This window comes from Leclercia sp. (assembly GCF_036780805.1).
GTDB lineage: Bacteria > Pseudomonadota > Gammaproteobacteria > Enterobacterales > Enterobacteriaceae > Enterobacter.
In genome coordinates, this window is sequence record NZ_DAIQCE010000001.1 from 114,534 (window position 1) to 127,414 (window position 12,881).

Consider the following 12,881-nt stretch of genomic DNA (forward strand, 5'->3'; position numbering starts at 1 on the left):
TTTTTATGGTTTGCGCTCTCTCCCTGTGGGAGAGGGACGGGGTGAGGGCATCAACCCGCACCAGTATGGTAGGCCGGGTAAGCGTAAGCGCTACCCGGCAAAACAGCGCAAATCAGGCCAGCTGCTTACGGCTGATCAACGGCCCGTCAATCTTCTTCGTTGCACGCTCCAGCACCTCTTCAATCACCGACGACAGCTCGTTCAGCTCGAACTTCGCCACATAACCATCGGCTTTCACCTTGCGGATATGATCTTCGTTGGCGTTGCCGGAAAGGGAGGAGTGGATCACCACCGGAATGTCCTTCAGGATGGCGTCGGTTTTGATTTTGCGGGTCAGGGTAAAGCCGTCCATCTCCGGCATCTCAAGGTCGGTCAGCACCAGCGCAATTTTATCGGTGATCGGCACGCCTTCCGCCTGGGCCTGCGCCGACAGAACGCCAATCTTCTCCCACGCCTCTTTGCCGGTGATGTGCATCAGCGCCGGGATCTGCATCGCCTGCAGCCCCTTCTCCAGCATCGAGCGCGCCACTTTAGAGTCTTCCGCCACAATCGCCACGGCACCCGGTTTGATATTGAATTTGGTGGTCTTCAGGTCAGTGGCATGCAGATCGTGGTTGGCCGGGGTGATGTCATACAGGATCTGCTCCACGTCGAGCACCATCGCCAGATCGTTGGTATCGGTCTTCTCGTCCAGGCAGGCAATACTGGTGATATAGCGTCCGCTGACCGCGGTTTCCGCCGCGTGTACCTGTTTCCAGTCCAGTCGCATAATGTTTTCGACCGACTCGACCGCAAAGGCCTGCACGCTACGGGCATACTCGGTGATCAGCAGGATATTCAGCCCGGTCGTTGGTTTGCAGCCCGCTACGGCGGCCAGATCGATAACCGGGATCACCTGGTCACGGATATTGACCATCCCCATCAGGGGTGACTTCATCCCCGCCGGTTTGGTAAACGCTGGCATGGGCACAATCTCGCGAAGCTTAAAGACGTTGATGCCGAACAGCTCAGATTTGTTTTCATTCAAAGATGTGCCGAGACGAAACAGCAGCAGCTCAAAACGGTTCGACAGGGTCAGATTTGCCCTGTCATCAATGTCTTTCTGGAAGTTATCCATTTTTGCCCCTAAGTGAAAAATACCTGCCTGGTATGGTTATCGGCAGAGTCGGGGAAAACCAGAGCATTAAACGCGCACCGTAGCAAAATCTTCTGCCAGCTGGCTGTCGGCAAACAGGGCACGGCACTCGGCCAGCAGCATGGCGCAGCCTTCGGCGTCATAGCGGGAGCTGACGTGGGTGACGATCAGCTTTTTCACCTGCGCGTCGCAGGCAAGCCTGGCCGCCTGGCGCGTTGAGCTGTGGCCGCGGCTGTTGGCTTTCTCCTCCATCGCGGCCTCAAGCGTCGCCTCATGCACCAGCAGATCGACGCCCCGGGCCAGCGCGAGGGCGTTATCGCAAGGGGCGGTATCCCCGAAGATGGCCAGCTTCTTACCGGGGCGGGGCGGAGAGAGATAGTCTGCCCCGTCGATCGTCCGGCCATCGTCCAGGGTGACGCGTTCACCGCGCTTGAGCTGCTGGAACAGCGGGCCGAAGGGCACCCCGGCGGCAACGAGCGCCGCACCGTCCAGGGCACCGGGTTTATCCTGCTCTTCCACGCGGTAGCCGTAACACTCTACCGGGTGATTCAGCGCGGCCGCGGTCACGGTATACGCATCATCGCTGAACACCACGCCAGCGCTAATCTCGACAATCTCAAGGGGATAATCGGTCCAGGATCCACTGATGCGCAGGCTGGTTTCGACAAACTCACGGATCCCGGGCGGGCCGTAAATGGTCAACGGATGGATATTGCCCGCCATCGAGCGGCTGCACAGCAGCCCCGGCAGGCCAAACAGGTGATCGCCATGCAGATGGGTAATGAAAATTTTATCCAGCTTGCCGGGATGACTGGCGGTGCGCAGAAGCTGGTGCTGCGTCCCTTCGCCGCAGTCAAACATCCATAAACCGCCGCGGGTCGGGTGCTGTAAATCCAGCAGAATTGAGGTGACGTTGCGCGTACGGGTCGGCACGCCAGCAGATGTTCCTAAAAAAAGCAGCTCCATAATGCACTCAGCCTCTGTGCCGGGGATGAAAAGTCATTAGCAAATGCCCCATAAACCCTCGGCCAATCGGGCGGGGATATAAGGGGAGCTAATCAGGGGTTTTCTGCGAGGCTACGTAAGCCTTCAATGTTTCGATTGTAGCGCCCCGGCACTACAGGCGAAATAGGAGCGTGACCAGAGCACCCCGCTATTACTCGCCTTGCGTAAATTCGTATTCAGGATGCGCACACGGCGGCTACTGATCGACTTCAAATTATTCACCAGCACACTGACAGACAGCTTCGGCGGGTATGCAATCAGTACATGAACGTGATCCGCTTCCCCGTCCATTTCCAGAATCTCATTTTCCAGCTTTTCGGCAGCGCTTTGAAACGCTTCCCGTATCTACTGGATCATCATGCCGTCAAAAATCTTGCGGCGGTACTTCGTCGTAAAAATCAGGTGGACAACCAACTTGCTGACGCTATGGTGGTGCGAGAGATACCCCACAAATGCCACACTCACTTTAAAAACATCTATCCTGCCCTTAAAGTGTAAAAATTCTATAACTGAGCACTGAAATGAAAAGAGCCACCAAAGTACGCATTTACCCTACCGACGAACAAGCCGCATTCTTAAATGCGCAGTTCGGCGCGGTTCGGTTCGCGTACAATAAAGCCCTTCATATCAGCCGCCACATGTACCAGCGCCACGGCGTTTCCCTCAAGCCGACGCGCGATATAAAGCCATTGCTGGCAGTGGCGAAGAAGTCACGCCGCTATAGCTGGCTCAAAGAATATGACTCGCTGGCGCTCCAGCAAGCAGTGATCAACCTGGACAGGGCATTTGCTAACTTCTTTAACAAGAAACTTAAAGCCAGGTTCCCCGTTTTCAAAAGCAAACACGGCAAGCAATCCAGCTACCATCCCAACGGGAAGGTATTAACTGACGCTATCCAGTTGCCAAAATTGAAGCCTGTCCGGGCCAGTCTTCACCGTGAGATTGTCGGCAAGGTTTCCAGCATCACGATCACCCGCAACGCGGCGGGTAAATACTATGCCTCAATACTTGCAGACGACGGACAGGAAGCGGCGGCAAAGCCGACCTGCATCACCAGCGTAACGGGCTATGATTTGGGGCTGTCGCACTACCTGATCGGCAATGACGGCAACAAGGTGGCAAACCCTCGCCACCTGGTCAATGCATACCGCCGCTTACGCCGTGACAGCAAGGCGCTGTCCCGTAGGAAGGCGGGCAGCGCAAACCGCCTTAAGGCTCGCTTACGCCTTGCCGCACAACACGAACGGGTAGCCAATGCCCGGGCTGATTTTCAGCACAAACTTTCCAGACGAATTATCGACGAAAACCAAGCGGTGATTGTGGAAACGCTGAAATCGACAACCATGATGAAAAACCGTCGCCTCGCCCGTCATATCGGTGATGCGGCATGGTTTGGATTTGTGGCAAAACTCGCCTACAAAGCGGAGTCGGCAGGGGTTCACCTGGTCAAACTGGATCAGTGGTTCGCCAGCTCGAAAACGTGTCATTGTTGCGGCCACAAAATGCCGGAAATGCCGCTAACGGTGCGTGAATGGACATGCCCTGGCTGTAGCGCCAATCATGACCGCGATATCAACGCGGCGATCAACATACAGCACAAGGGCATAACAGAGTTAATGGCGGCGGGTCACGTCGTCAAAGCCCATCGAGGCTTGCGTAAGTCTGGCTCTATGCCAGTTGCAGCCTGAGAAGTGGGAAGCCTCGCTGTTTACGGCGGGGAGCAGTCACTATAACGGCTACCTACACGATAAGGAGACCCCAATGATCCAGTGGCAAGATCTGCACCACAGCGAGCTGACCGTTCCCACGCTTTACGCGCTGCTTCAGCTGCGCTGCGACGTCTTTGTGGTGGAACAAACCTGTCCTTACCAGGACATCGACGGCGACGACCTGGTGGGGGAGAACCGCCATATTCTCGGCTGGAAAGATAACCAGCTGGTGGCTTATGCGAGGATTCTGAAAAGCGACGATGATTTTTCCCCCGTTGTGATTGGCCGGGTAATCGTCAGCAGCGGGGCGCGGGGCGAAAAGCTGGGATACGCGCTGATGGAGCAAACGCTGCGTTCCTGCGAAAAACAGTGGCCGAACAAGGCGTTATATCTGGGGGCGCAGGCGCATTTGCAGGCCTTTTATGCCCATTTTGGCTTTGTGCCGGTAACCGATATCTACGATGAAGACGGCATCCCGCATATCGGAATGGCGAAAGAGAGACAACAAGCGTAGCAGGCAGAATCGGCAGGGATTGTCTATAGTTAGCGAACTGATGCAACTACAAGGAGAAAACTATGTCCTTCCAATCTTCGGAAACGCATGTTGATGACGATCTGACGCTGTTAAGTGAAACGCTGGAAGAAGTCCTTCGTTCTTCAGGCGATCCGGCCGATCAAAAGTACATTGAGCTGAAGGCGCGTGCCGAACAGGCACTGCACGACGTGAAAACACGCGTCAGCCATGCGTCGGATACTTACTATTATCGGGCTAAAAAAGCGGTCTATCGTGCAGACGATTATGTCCGTGAAAAACCCTGGCAGGGTATTGGAGTAGGTGCCGCCGCCGGTCTGGTGCTCGGTATTCTTCTCGCCCGCCGTTAAGGCTACACACGCACGCTTCTCCCTGCCAAATTGGGGGTACTGCTTTTTCAGGCAACTACCCCGTATAATGTGAGGTTTTTGAGCTGGGAGAAGTTCGCGTGCACTCGATTTCCACCGCGCTGGCAGGCCTTTGCGACCAGTTAGCCGCCGATTTTCCTGATGCGCCTGGCCTGCATCACCTCAATATCTCTTTTGCACTTAACGATGCCTTTGACCCGCTCGCCTGGCTGAATGCCCAACAGAGTTTCCCCCAGTTCTACTGGCAACAGCGTAACGGCGATGAAGAGTACGCCGCGCTGGGAGCGACAAAAAAGTTCTCCTCTCTCTCTACCGCCCGTCATTTTTTGCAGCGTTATCCGCACTGTCCCGATCTTCGGGTTGTGGGCGTAAATGCCTTCGAGCCCGCGCAGGGCAGCCTGTTTCTGCCGCGTCTGCTGTGGCAACGCAACGGCGGAACCGCGACGCTGCGGCTGGTACTCTGTAGCGACACCTCGCTGAAAGACGATGCCCGGCACGCGCGCGAATTTATATGCTGCCTCGAAGAGAGCCGGCCTGTCGACGCTGTTGTTCAGCCGGTGGTGAGCGAAACCCATCGGCCTGAGAAATCCGGCTGGCTGGCGTTAGTCAGCCGTGCAACCGATGCCGTTGCTCAGGGGGAGTTCGACAAAGTGGTGCTGGCCCGGGCCACGGATCTGCAGTTCAGTCAGCCGGTTAACCCTGCCGCCCTGATGGCCGCCAGCCGTCGGGTCAATTTCCAGTGCTACCACTTTTTTATCCGTTTTGATGCGGCTCATGCCTTTCTCGGGTCGTCCCCGGAGCGGCTGTGGCGGCGGCGCGGAACCCTGCTGCGCACCGAGGCGCTGGCCGGTACGGTCGCCAGCCATCCGGATGATGCGAAGGCCGCCCGCCTGGGCGACTGGCTGATGCATGATGATAAAAATCAGCGTGAAAATATGCTGGTGGTCGAAGACATCTGTCAGCGCCTGCAGCGCGAGGGCGGGGTACTGGACGTCCTGCCGCCGCAAATCGTGCGCTTGCGTAAGGTCCAGCATTTACGCCGCTGCATCTGGACCGCGCTGCAACAGCCGAATGATGAGCAGTGCCTGATGCTGCTCCAGCCCACCGCAGCGGTCGCCGGTCTGCCGCGCCAGGCGGCATGGGAATTTATCGCCGGCAATGAACCCTTCGACCGGGAGTGGTATGCCGGTTCCGCTGGCTATTTGTCATTAGCGCAAAGCGAATTTTGCGTGGCGTTGCGCTCGGCCAGGGTGGAGAAAGCCTGCGTGCGCCTCTACGCCGGGGCGGGGATCGTGAGCGGTTCCGACCCGGAACAGGAGTGGCAGGAGATCGAAAATAAAGCCGCCGGACTGCGCTCTCTGCTCCTAAAGGATTAATACTGAGTCGTACTTACCCGATTCATATCAAAATTACATCTTTTCCTATTATTTATACTAAGTCGCAATATTGATACCGGACAATTCCATGTCAGTGAGTTCCTTTAACCGGCGCTGGGCGGCGGTGATCCTTGAAGCCCTGACCCGCCATGGCGTCAGGCACGTTTGCATCGCACCCGGCTCGCGTTCGACGCCGCTGACCCTGGCCGCTGCGGAAAACCGCGCCTTTATTCATCACACCCATTTTGATGAGCGCGGCCTTGGGCATCTGGCGCTGGGGCTGGCCAAAGCCGGTAACGCCCCGGTGGCGGTGATTGTCACCTCCGGTACCGCGGTGGCAAACCTCTATCCGGCGCTGATTGAAGCCGGGCTGACCGGTGAAAAGCTGGTTCTGCTGACGGCGGATCGTCCCCCGGAGCTGATCGACTGCGGCGCCAACCAGGCCATTCGCCAGCCGGGGATCTTTGCCTCTCATCCTACCGAAACGCTCTCCCTGCCGCGTCCGACCCGGGATATCCCCGCCCGCTGGCTGGTCTCGACGGTGGATAACGCACTGGGCACACTGCGTGCAGGTGCGCTGCACATTAACTGTCCGTTTGCCGAGCCGCTGTATGGCGAAATGGATGAAACCGATCTTGCCTGGCAGCAGGCGCTGGGCGACTGGTGGCAGAGCGATAAACCCTGGCTGAGCGCCCCCGCAGAGCTTGCGAGTCCCAAACAGCGCGACTGGTTCTTCTGGCGGCAAAAACGCGGCGTGGTGCTTGCGGGCAGAATGAGCGCCGCGGAAGGAAAAAAGGTGGCGGAGTGGGCGCAAACCCTCGGCTGGCCGCTGATTGGCGACGTACTTTCCCAGACCGGACAGCCGCTGCCGTGTGCCGACCTGTGGTTGGGCAATACAAAAGCCGTCACCGAGCTCGAGCAGGCGCAGATTGTGGTCCAGCTGGGCGGCAGCCTGACGGGGAAACGGCTGCTGCAGTGGCAGGCGACCTGCACGCCGGAGGAGTACTGGCTGGTGGATCCGCGGGAAGGACGGCTGGATCCGGCGCACCATCGCGGTCGTCGGCTGGTCTCGAATGTGGCCGACTGGCTGGAACTGCATCCGGCGGAAAAACGCGCCCCCTGGGCCGCGGCGATCCCGGAACTCTCCCGTCAGGCCTGGCAGCTGACGGCGCAACACAGCGACGAATTTGGCGAGGCGCAGCTGGCGCACCGCATTCGTGACTATCTCCCCGAGCAGGGGCAGCTGTTTGTCGGCAACAGTCTGGTGGTGCGTCTGATTGATGCCTTTTCCCGCCTGCCGGCCGGCTATCCGGTGTTCAGCAATCGTGGCGCCAGCGGCATTGACGGGCTGATCTCCACCGCAGCCGGGGTCCAGCGCGCCAACGCCCGCTCGACGCTGGCTATCGTAGGCGATCTGTCGGCGCTGTACGATCTCAACGCGCTGGCGCTGTTACGTCAGGCCTCTGCGCCCTTTGTGCTGCTAGTGATCAACAATAACGGTGGGCAGATTTTCTCCCTGCTGCCGACGCCGCACACTGAGCGTGAGCGCTTCTATCTGATGCCGCAAAACGTGCAGTTTGAACATGCCGCGGCGATGTTCAGCCTCCGCTATCAGCGCCCGACAAACTGGGCGGAGCTGGAGAGCGCCCTGGCGACGGCGTGGAGCAAACCCCGCGCGACGCTTATCGAAGTGGTGGTTAACGACAGCGACGGCGCACAGATGTTGCAGAACCTGCTGGCGCAGGTAAGCCATCTATGATCCTGCAAGGGACGCAGTGCGCTGGCGCGGCAGGAAAACCCTGGCTGGTTTTCCTGCACGGCTTTTCCGGCGACCGCCGCGAATGGCAGCTGCCCGAGGCGTGTCTGGACGATTATCCCCGGCTGTATCTCGACCTGCCGGGACACGGCGAATCGGCATCAATTGCAGTCAGTGATTTCCGCGATATGAGTCATCTGCTGAATCGCACCCTTATTAGTTACAACATACTTAACTACTGGCTGGTGGGGTACTCCCTCGGCGGCCGCATTGCGATGTATCACGCTTGCCAGCGCCCAAAAGGGCTACAGGGGCTGATCGTCGAGGGGGCGCATCCGGGGTTGCGTTACGAGCATGAGCGCGTAAGCCGCCGCGCCTCCGATGCGTGCTGGGTCGCACGTTTTCGCCACGAACCCTTAGAGGCGGTGTTTGCCGACTGGTATCAACAGCCAGTCTTTGCCTCATTAACCGAAGGGCAGCGGCAGGCGCTGGTTGCCCTGCGCAGCCGCAACAACGGCGCGGCCCTGGCCGCGATGCTGCAGGCGACGTCCCTGGCCGAACAACCTGATTTACGGGCTGCGCTCGCTGAGTGCGTAGTCCCTTTTTTCTATATGTATGGCGAGCGGGACGGCAAGTTCAGGGCGATTGCCCGGGACCTTCCCGCGATCGGCCATCCAATCCCCCATGCCGGACATAACGCCCATCGGGAAAACCCCGTTGCGGTGGCTGAGCGTCTGGCTCAGATACTCCGTCTACCCAAAAAGGACACGCTATGATCTATCCTGACGAAAACATGCTCTACGCACCGGTGGAATGGCAGGACTGCTCCGAAGGTTACACCGACATTCGTTACCACAAATCGGCGGACGGCATCGCCAAAATCACCATCAACCGTCCCGAAGTGCGCAACGCGTTTCGTCCGGTCACCGTCAAGGAGATGATCCAGGCGCTGGCGGATGCGCGTTATGACGACAATATCGGCGTGATTGTCCTGACCGGGGAGGGTGAAAAAGCCTTCTGCGCCGGTGGCGATCAGAAAGTGCGCGGCGACTACGGCGGATACCAGGATGACTCTGGCGTACACCACCTGAACGTACTCGACTTCCAGCGCCAGATCCGCACCTGTCCAAAACCGGTGGTGGCAATGGTGGCTGGCTTCTCCATCGGCGGTGGCCACGTGCTGCACATGATGTGTGACCTGACGATTGCCGCAGAAAACGCCATCTTTGGCCAGACCGGGCCGAAAGTGGGCTCTTTTGACGGCGGCTGGGGCGCGTCCTATATGGCCCGCATCGTCGGTCAGAAAAAAGCGCGCGAAATCTGGTTCCTGTGCCGTCAGTACAATGCTCAGGAAGCGCTGGACATGGGCCTGGTCAACACCGTGGTGCCGATTGCCGATCTGGAAAAAGAGACCGTGCGCTGGTGCCGCGAAATGTTGCAAAACAGCCCGATGGCACTGCGCTGCCTGAAAGCGGCGCTGAACGCCGACTGCGATGGTCAGGCGGGTCTGCAGGAGCTGGCGGGGAATGCCACCATGCTGTTCTACATGACCGAAGAGGGCCAGGAAGGACGTAACGCCTTCAACGAGAAGCGCCAGCCGGACTTCAGCAAATACAAACGGAATCCGTAATGCGCAGCGTACAGATCTACCGCTGGCAGGTACCGATGGACGCGGGTGTGGTACTGCGCGAACGGCGGTTAAAAACCCGCGACGGTCTGTTCGTTCATCTCCAGCAGGGCGGACGGCAGGGGTGGGGAGAAGTCTCCCCTCTGCCGGGTTTCAGCCGCGAATCGCTGGAAGAGGCGGAAGCCTCGCTGCGGGCGTGGGGCATCGCCTGGCGCGACGGCGAAGCGCCTCTGTTACCCGGTCTGCCTGCGGTGGATTTTGGCATCAGCTGCGCGCTGGCGGAGCTGGACGGCTCCCTGCCGGAAGAGGCGGACTATCGCGCGGCCCCGCTCTGCACCGGGGATCCTGACGAACTTTTTGCCGTACTGGCCGCCATGCCGGGCGAGAAAGTGGCGAAGATCAAGGTCGGTCTGTATGAAGCGGTGCGCGACGGCATGGTGGCGAATCTGCTGCTGGAGGCCATCCCGGATCTGCGGCTGCGCCTCGACGCCAACCGTGCGTGGACCCCACTGAAAGCGCAGCAGTTTGCGAAGTACGTCAATCCGTCGCATCGGGATCGTATTGCCTTCCTGGAAGAACCCTGTAAAACGCGCGCGGACTCGCTGGCCTTTGCCCGGGAGACCGGAATTGCCATCGCCTGGGATGAAAGCCTGCGGGAGGACGATTTCAAATGGGTTGCCGAGCCGGGCGTGCGGGCGGTGGTGATCAAACCTACGCTCACCGGCAGCATCGCGAAGGTCCGTGAGCAGGTGCAGAAGGCCCACGCCCTCGGGCTGACGGCGGTGATCAGCTCGTCGATTGAGTCGAGCCTCGGCCTGACCCAGCTGGCGCGAATGGCCGCTCAGTTCACGCCCGACACCGTTCCCGGCCTGGATACCCTGAACCTGATGCAGGCGCAACTGTTGCGGCCCTGGCCGGGCAACACCTTGCCGTGTCTGGATCGCGACGCGCTGGAGCCGCTGCTATGACCTTTTCCGACTGGCCGTGGCGGCACTGGTGCGCGCGCAAGGCTGAACAACCGGCGCTGCGGCTTAACGGCGAATGCCTGACCTGGCGCGAACTCTGCCAGCGTACCGATGCCCTGGCGAGCGGTTTTGTCCAGCAGGGGGTCAGGGAAGGCGATGGGGTAATGCTGCAGGCGCATAATCATCCCGACACATTGCTGGCGTGGCTGGCGCTGCTGCAGTGCGGGGCGCGGATCCTGCCGGTAAATCCGCAGCTACCGCGTTCCGTGCTGGAGATCCTGCTCCCGCCCCTGACGCTGCGCTTTGCGCTGGTACTCAATGGCAATAGCGGTTATTCCGGCCTGTCTGCCCTGACGCTGGATCGCCAGCAGGGGAGAGCGGGCGCGGTCTGGCAGCCTGAACGGCTGGCGACCATGACCTTAACCTCGGGCTCGACAGGCCTGCCGAAAGCAGCGGTGCACACCTGCGCCGCCCACCTTGCCAGCGCCGAAGGCGTGCTGGCGCTTCTGCCCTACGTCGGGGAGGACGACTGGCTGCTTTCTCTGCCGCTTTTCCATGTCTCCGGGCAGGGGATCCTGTGGCGCTGGCTGCTGGCGGGTGCCCGCCTGACCGTCTGTGAAAAACAGCCTCTGGAACAGATGCTGCAGGGCTGTACCCACGCTTCGCTGGTACCGACTCAGCTCTGGCGCCTGCTTAATGGTGGGAACGATGTGGCGCTTAAAGCGGTGCTGCTGGGCGGCGCGGCGATCCCCGGAGAGCTAACCCTGCGGGCTGCCAGCCGGGGCATTCGCAGCTGGTGCGGCTATGGCCTGACGGAGTTCGCCTCTACCGTCTGCGCCAAAGAGGCGGATGGCCTGGCGGATGTCGGCTATCCGCTGCCGGGCCGGGAAGTGAAACTGGTAGAGGGCGAGGTGTGGTTAAAGGCGGCCAGCATGGCCAGCGGCTACTGGCGTGACGGCCAGCTTGTGCCCGTCGCCAACGCCCAGGGCTGGTTCGCCACCCGCGATCGCGGTGAGATAGTGGACGGACGCCTGACCATTCTTGGTCGGATGGATAATCTCTTTTTCAGCGGTGGGGAAGGGATCCAGCCGGAAGAGCTGGAGCGGGTGATCGGCACCCATCCTCAGGTCAGCCAGGTTTATGTGGTTCCCCTCGATGACGTCGAGTTTGGTCAACGGCCAGTGGCGGTCGTCGAGTGCGAAGCGGGGGCAGATATCGCACAGCTGCCGCACTGGCTCAGCGATAAGCTGGCGCGCTTTCAGCAGCCGGTGCACTGGCTGGTCCTCCCGGCTGAACTGAAAAATGGCGGGATTAAGATCTCCCGTCGCGCCCTGCAACAGTGGGTTCATCAGTCGTTAAGGGGCTGATTTGCGAGCCTGCTCGGGAAAAGAAATCAACAAGCTTACCTGCAGCGCGTGCTGTGTTATTTTCCGGCGAAAGGAACTGGCGCAAGGGAAAATATGCACAGCCCATCAACACCCACGCCGCATGACGCGGTGTTTCGTCATATTCTGTCGCAGCCAGAGACGGCGCGAGATTTTTTAGCGATCCACTTGCCGGAAAAATTACTCGCGCTCTGCGATCTGTCGTCGTTGCGGCTGGAGTCAGGCAGCTTTGTCGAAGAGGATCTTCGCCTCAGCTACGCCGATCTCCTGTGGTCCGTGAATACCTCTTCCGGCGAGGGGTATATTTATGTGCTGATCGAGCATCAAAGCTCCCCGGATCGGCACATGGCCTTTCGCCTGATGCGCTATGCAATTGCCGCCATGCAGCGACATCTCGACAAAGGGCACCGCGAGCTGCCGCTGGTGATCCCGCTGCTATTTTATCATGGTCGGCGCTCGCCCTATCCATGGTCACTGCGCTGGTTCGATGATTTTCATGAGCCTGAGCAGGCCGAATCGCTCTATACCGGGGCTTTCCCCCTGATTGACATCACCTGTCTGTCTGATGAAACCATCATGGAACACCGCCGGATTGCGATGCTGGAACTGCTGCAAAAGTATGTCCGGCAGCGGGACATGTTGGAACTTCAGGAGCAACTGGTCAGGCTCCTGGGGCTGGGATACACTGGCAATGCCCAGCTAAAAACGTTGCTCAACTATCTTCTTCAGGCCGGCCATACCGCCGACCCCGCAGCGTTTTTGCAGGCATTAGCACACAGGACGAAGGATCATCAGCATAAGGAGACGTTAATGAATATTGCGCAATTTCTCCGGGAAGAGGGTATGGCTCAGGGATTAAATCAGGGCCTAAGTCAGGGAAGAGCGGAAGGCATTGAACAGGAGGCGCTTCGCATCGCTAAGGTGATGCTGGAAAATGGCCTGCCGCCTGAGACCGTCACCCAACTGACCGGTCTGGCGCCCGAGATTGTCGAGCAGGCCAGACATTAATCATGAAATAAAAAA

At 59.3% G+C, this 12,881-nt stretch carries 12 protein-coding genes and 1 pseudogene; 10 read left to right on the plus strand and 3 right to left on the minus strand.

Features of this window, described 5'->3' with window-relative positions; translation table 11 throughout:
- Nucleotides 1-112: 112 nt before the first annotated feature.
- The 3 genes and pseudogenes from V7Q49_RS00490 to tnpA all read right to left on the minus strand — a co-directional run bounded on the left by V7Q49_RS00490 (nt 113) and on the right by tnpA (nt 2,605).
- Nucleotides 113-1,117, minus strand: coding sequence for a chemotaxis protein (locus tag V7Q49_RS00490; protein ID WP_333848780.1), 1,005 nt, complete (start codon nt 1,115-1,117; stop codon nt 113-115).
- A 66-nt stretch (nt 1,118-1,183) separates the two neighbouring features.
- Nucleotides 1,184-2,101, minus strand: a complete 918-nt coding sequence (gene rnz, locus V7Q49_RS00495; RefSeq protein ID WP_333848781.1) for a ribonuclease Z — start codon at nt 2,099-2,101, stop codon at nt 1,184-1,186.
- A gap of 88 nt (nt 2,102-2,189) precedes the next feature.
- Nucleotides 2,190-2,605, minus strand: a pseudogene (gene tnpA / locus V7Q49_RS00500) (IS200/IS605 family transposase).
- Nucleotides 2,606-2,661: 56 nt separating this feature from the next.
- Between tnpA and V7Q49_RS00505 the strand changes: the two are divergent.
- The 10 genes from V7Q49_RS00505 (at nt 2,662) to V7Q49_RS00550 (ending at nt 12,866) form a co-directional block, all read left to right on the plus strand.
- A complete protein-coding gene (locus V7Q49_RS00505; protein ID WP_333848782.1) occupies nt 2,662-3,828 on the plus strand; it encodes an RNA-guided endonuclease TnpB family protein in 1,167 nt (388 codons plus the stop codon).
- A 73-nt stretch (nt 3,829-3,901) separates the two neighbouring features.
- The gene (locus tag V7Q49_RS00510) at nt 3,902-4,363 is read left to right on the plus strand and encodes a GNAT family N-acetyltransferase (protein WP_333848783.1); all 462 of its coding nucleotides are present in this window, start codon (nt 3,902-3,904) and stop codon (nt 4,361-4,363) included.
- A 62-nt stretch (nt 4,364-4,425) separates the two neighbouring features.
- Nucleotides 4,426-4,731, plus strand: coding sequence for a stress response protein ElaB (gene elaB / locus V7Q49_RS00515; RefSeq protein ID WP_333848784.1), 306 nt, complete (start codon nt 4,426-4,428; stop codon nt 4,729-4,731).
- A gap of 98 nt (nt 4,732-4,829) precedes the next feature.
- The gene (gene menF / locus V7Q49_RS00520; protein WP_333848785.1) at nt 4,830-6,125 is read left to right on the plus strand and encodes an isochorismate synthase MenF; all 1,296 of its coding nucleotides are present in this window, start codon (nt 4,830-4,832) and stop codon (nt 6,123-6,125) included.
- Nucleotides 6,126-6,213: 88 nt separating this feature from the next.
- Nucleotides 6,214-7,884 (plus strand): 2-succinyl-5-enolpyruvyl-6-hydroxy-3-cyclohexene-1-carboxylic-acid synthase, encoded by a 1,671-nt coding sequence (gene menD / locus V7Q49_RS00525; protein WP_333848786.1) that lies wholly within the window; start codon nt 6,214-6,216, stop codon nt 7,882-7,884.
- Complete coding sequence (gene menH, locus V7Q49_RS00530; protein WP_333848787.1) at nt 7,881-8,657, plus strand: 2-succinyl-6-hydroxy-2,4-cyclohexadiene-1-carboxylate synthase; 777 nt, start codon at nt 7,881-7,883, stop codon at nt 8,655-8,657. The genes menD and menH overlap by 4 nt, the downstream gene beginning before the upstream one ends.
- Complete coding sequence (gene menB, locus V7Q49_RS00535; protein ID WP_333848788.1) at nt 8,654-9,511, plus strand: 1,4-dihydroxy-2-naphthoyl-CoA synthase; 858 nt, start codon at nt 8,654-8,656, stop codon at nt 9,509-9,511. The genes menH and menB overlap by 4 nt, the downstream gene beginning before the upstream one ends.
- Nucleotides 9,511-10,476: an o-succinylbenzoate synthase gene (gene menC, locus V7Q49_RS00540; protein ID WP_333848789.1), complete on the plus strand. Its 966-nt coding sequence runs from the start codon at nt 9,511-9,513 to the stop codon at nt 10,474-10,476. Before menB ends, menC begins: the two co-directional genes overlap by 1 nt.
- Nucleotides 10,473-11,840, plus strand: coding sequence for an o-succinylbenzoate--CoA ligase (menE, locus tag V7Q49_RS00545; RefSeq protein WP_333848790.1), 1,368 nt, complete (start codon nt 10,473-10,475; stop codon nt 11,838-11,840). Before menC ends, menE begins: the two co-directional genes overlap by 4 nt.
- Before the next feature lie 93 nt (nt 11,841-11,933).
- Nucleotides 11,934-12,866: an Rpn family recombination-promoting nuclease/putative transposase gene (locus V7Q49_RS00550; RefSeq protein WP_333848791.1), complete on the plus strand. Its 933-nt coding sequence runs from the start codon at nt 11,934-11,936 to the stop codon at nt 12,864-12,866.
- Nucleotides 12,867-12,881 lie beyond the last annotated feature (15 nt).

What these genes read in the sequence shown, in the direction of transcription:
- V7Q49_RS00490 (WP_333848780.1), bottom strand. Translation starts at nt 1,117, where the DNA reads ATGGATAACTTCCAGAAAGACATTGATGACAGGGCAAATCTGACCCTG.
- rnz (WP_333848781.1), bottom strand. Translation starts at nt 2,101, where the DNA reads ATGGAGCTGCTTTTTTTAGGAACATCTGCTGGCGTGCCGACCCGTACG.
- V7Q49_RS00505 (WP_333848782.1), top strand. Translation starts at nt 2,662, where the DNA reads ATGAAAAGAGCCACCAAAGTACGCATTTACCCTACCGACGAACAAGCC.
- V7Q49_RS00510 (WP_333848783.1), top strand. Translation starts at nt 3,902, where the DNA reads ATGATCCAGTGGCAAGATCTGCACCACAGCGAGCTGACCGTTCCCACG.
- elaB (WP_333848784.1), top strand. Translation starts at nt 4,426, where the DNA reads ATGTCCTTCCAATCTTCGGAAACGCATGTTGATGACGATCTGACGCTG.
- menD (WP_333848786.1), top strand. Translation starts at nt 6,214, where the DNA reads ATGTCAGTGAGTTCCTTTAACCGGCGCTGGGCGGCGGTGATCCTTGAA.
- menH (WP_333848787.1), top strand. Translation starts at nt 7,881, where the DNA reads ATGATCCTGCAAGGGACGCAGTGCGCTGGCGCGGCAGGAAAACCCTGG.
- menB (WP_333848788.1), top strand. Translation starts at nt 8,654, where the DNA reads ATGATCTATCCTGACGAAAACATGCTCTACGCACCGGTGGAATGGCAG.
- menC (WP_333848789.1), top strand. Translation starts at nt 9,511, where the DNA reads ATGCGCAGCGTACAGATCTACCGCTGGCAGGTACCGATGGACGCGGGT.
- menE (WP_333848790.1), top strand. Translation starts at nt 10,473, where the DNA reads ATGACCTTTTCCGACTGGCCGTGGCGGCACTGGTGCGCGCGCAAGGCT.
- V7Q49_RS00550 (WP_333848791.1), top strand. Translation starts at nt 11,934, where the DNA reads ATGCACAGCCCATCAACACCCACGCCGCATGACGCGGTGTTTCGTCAT.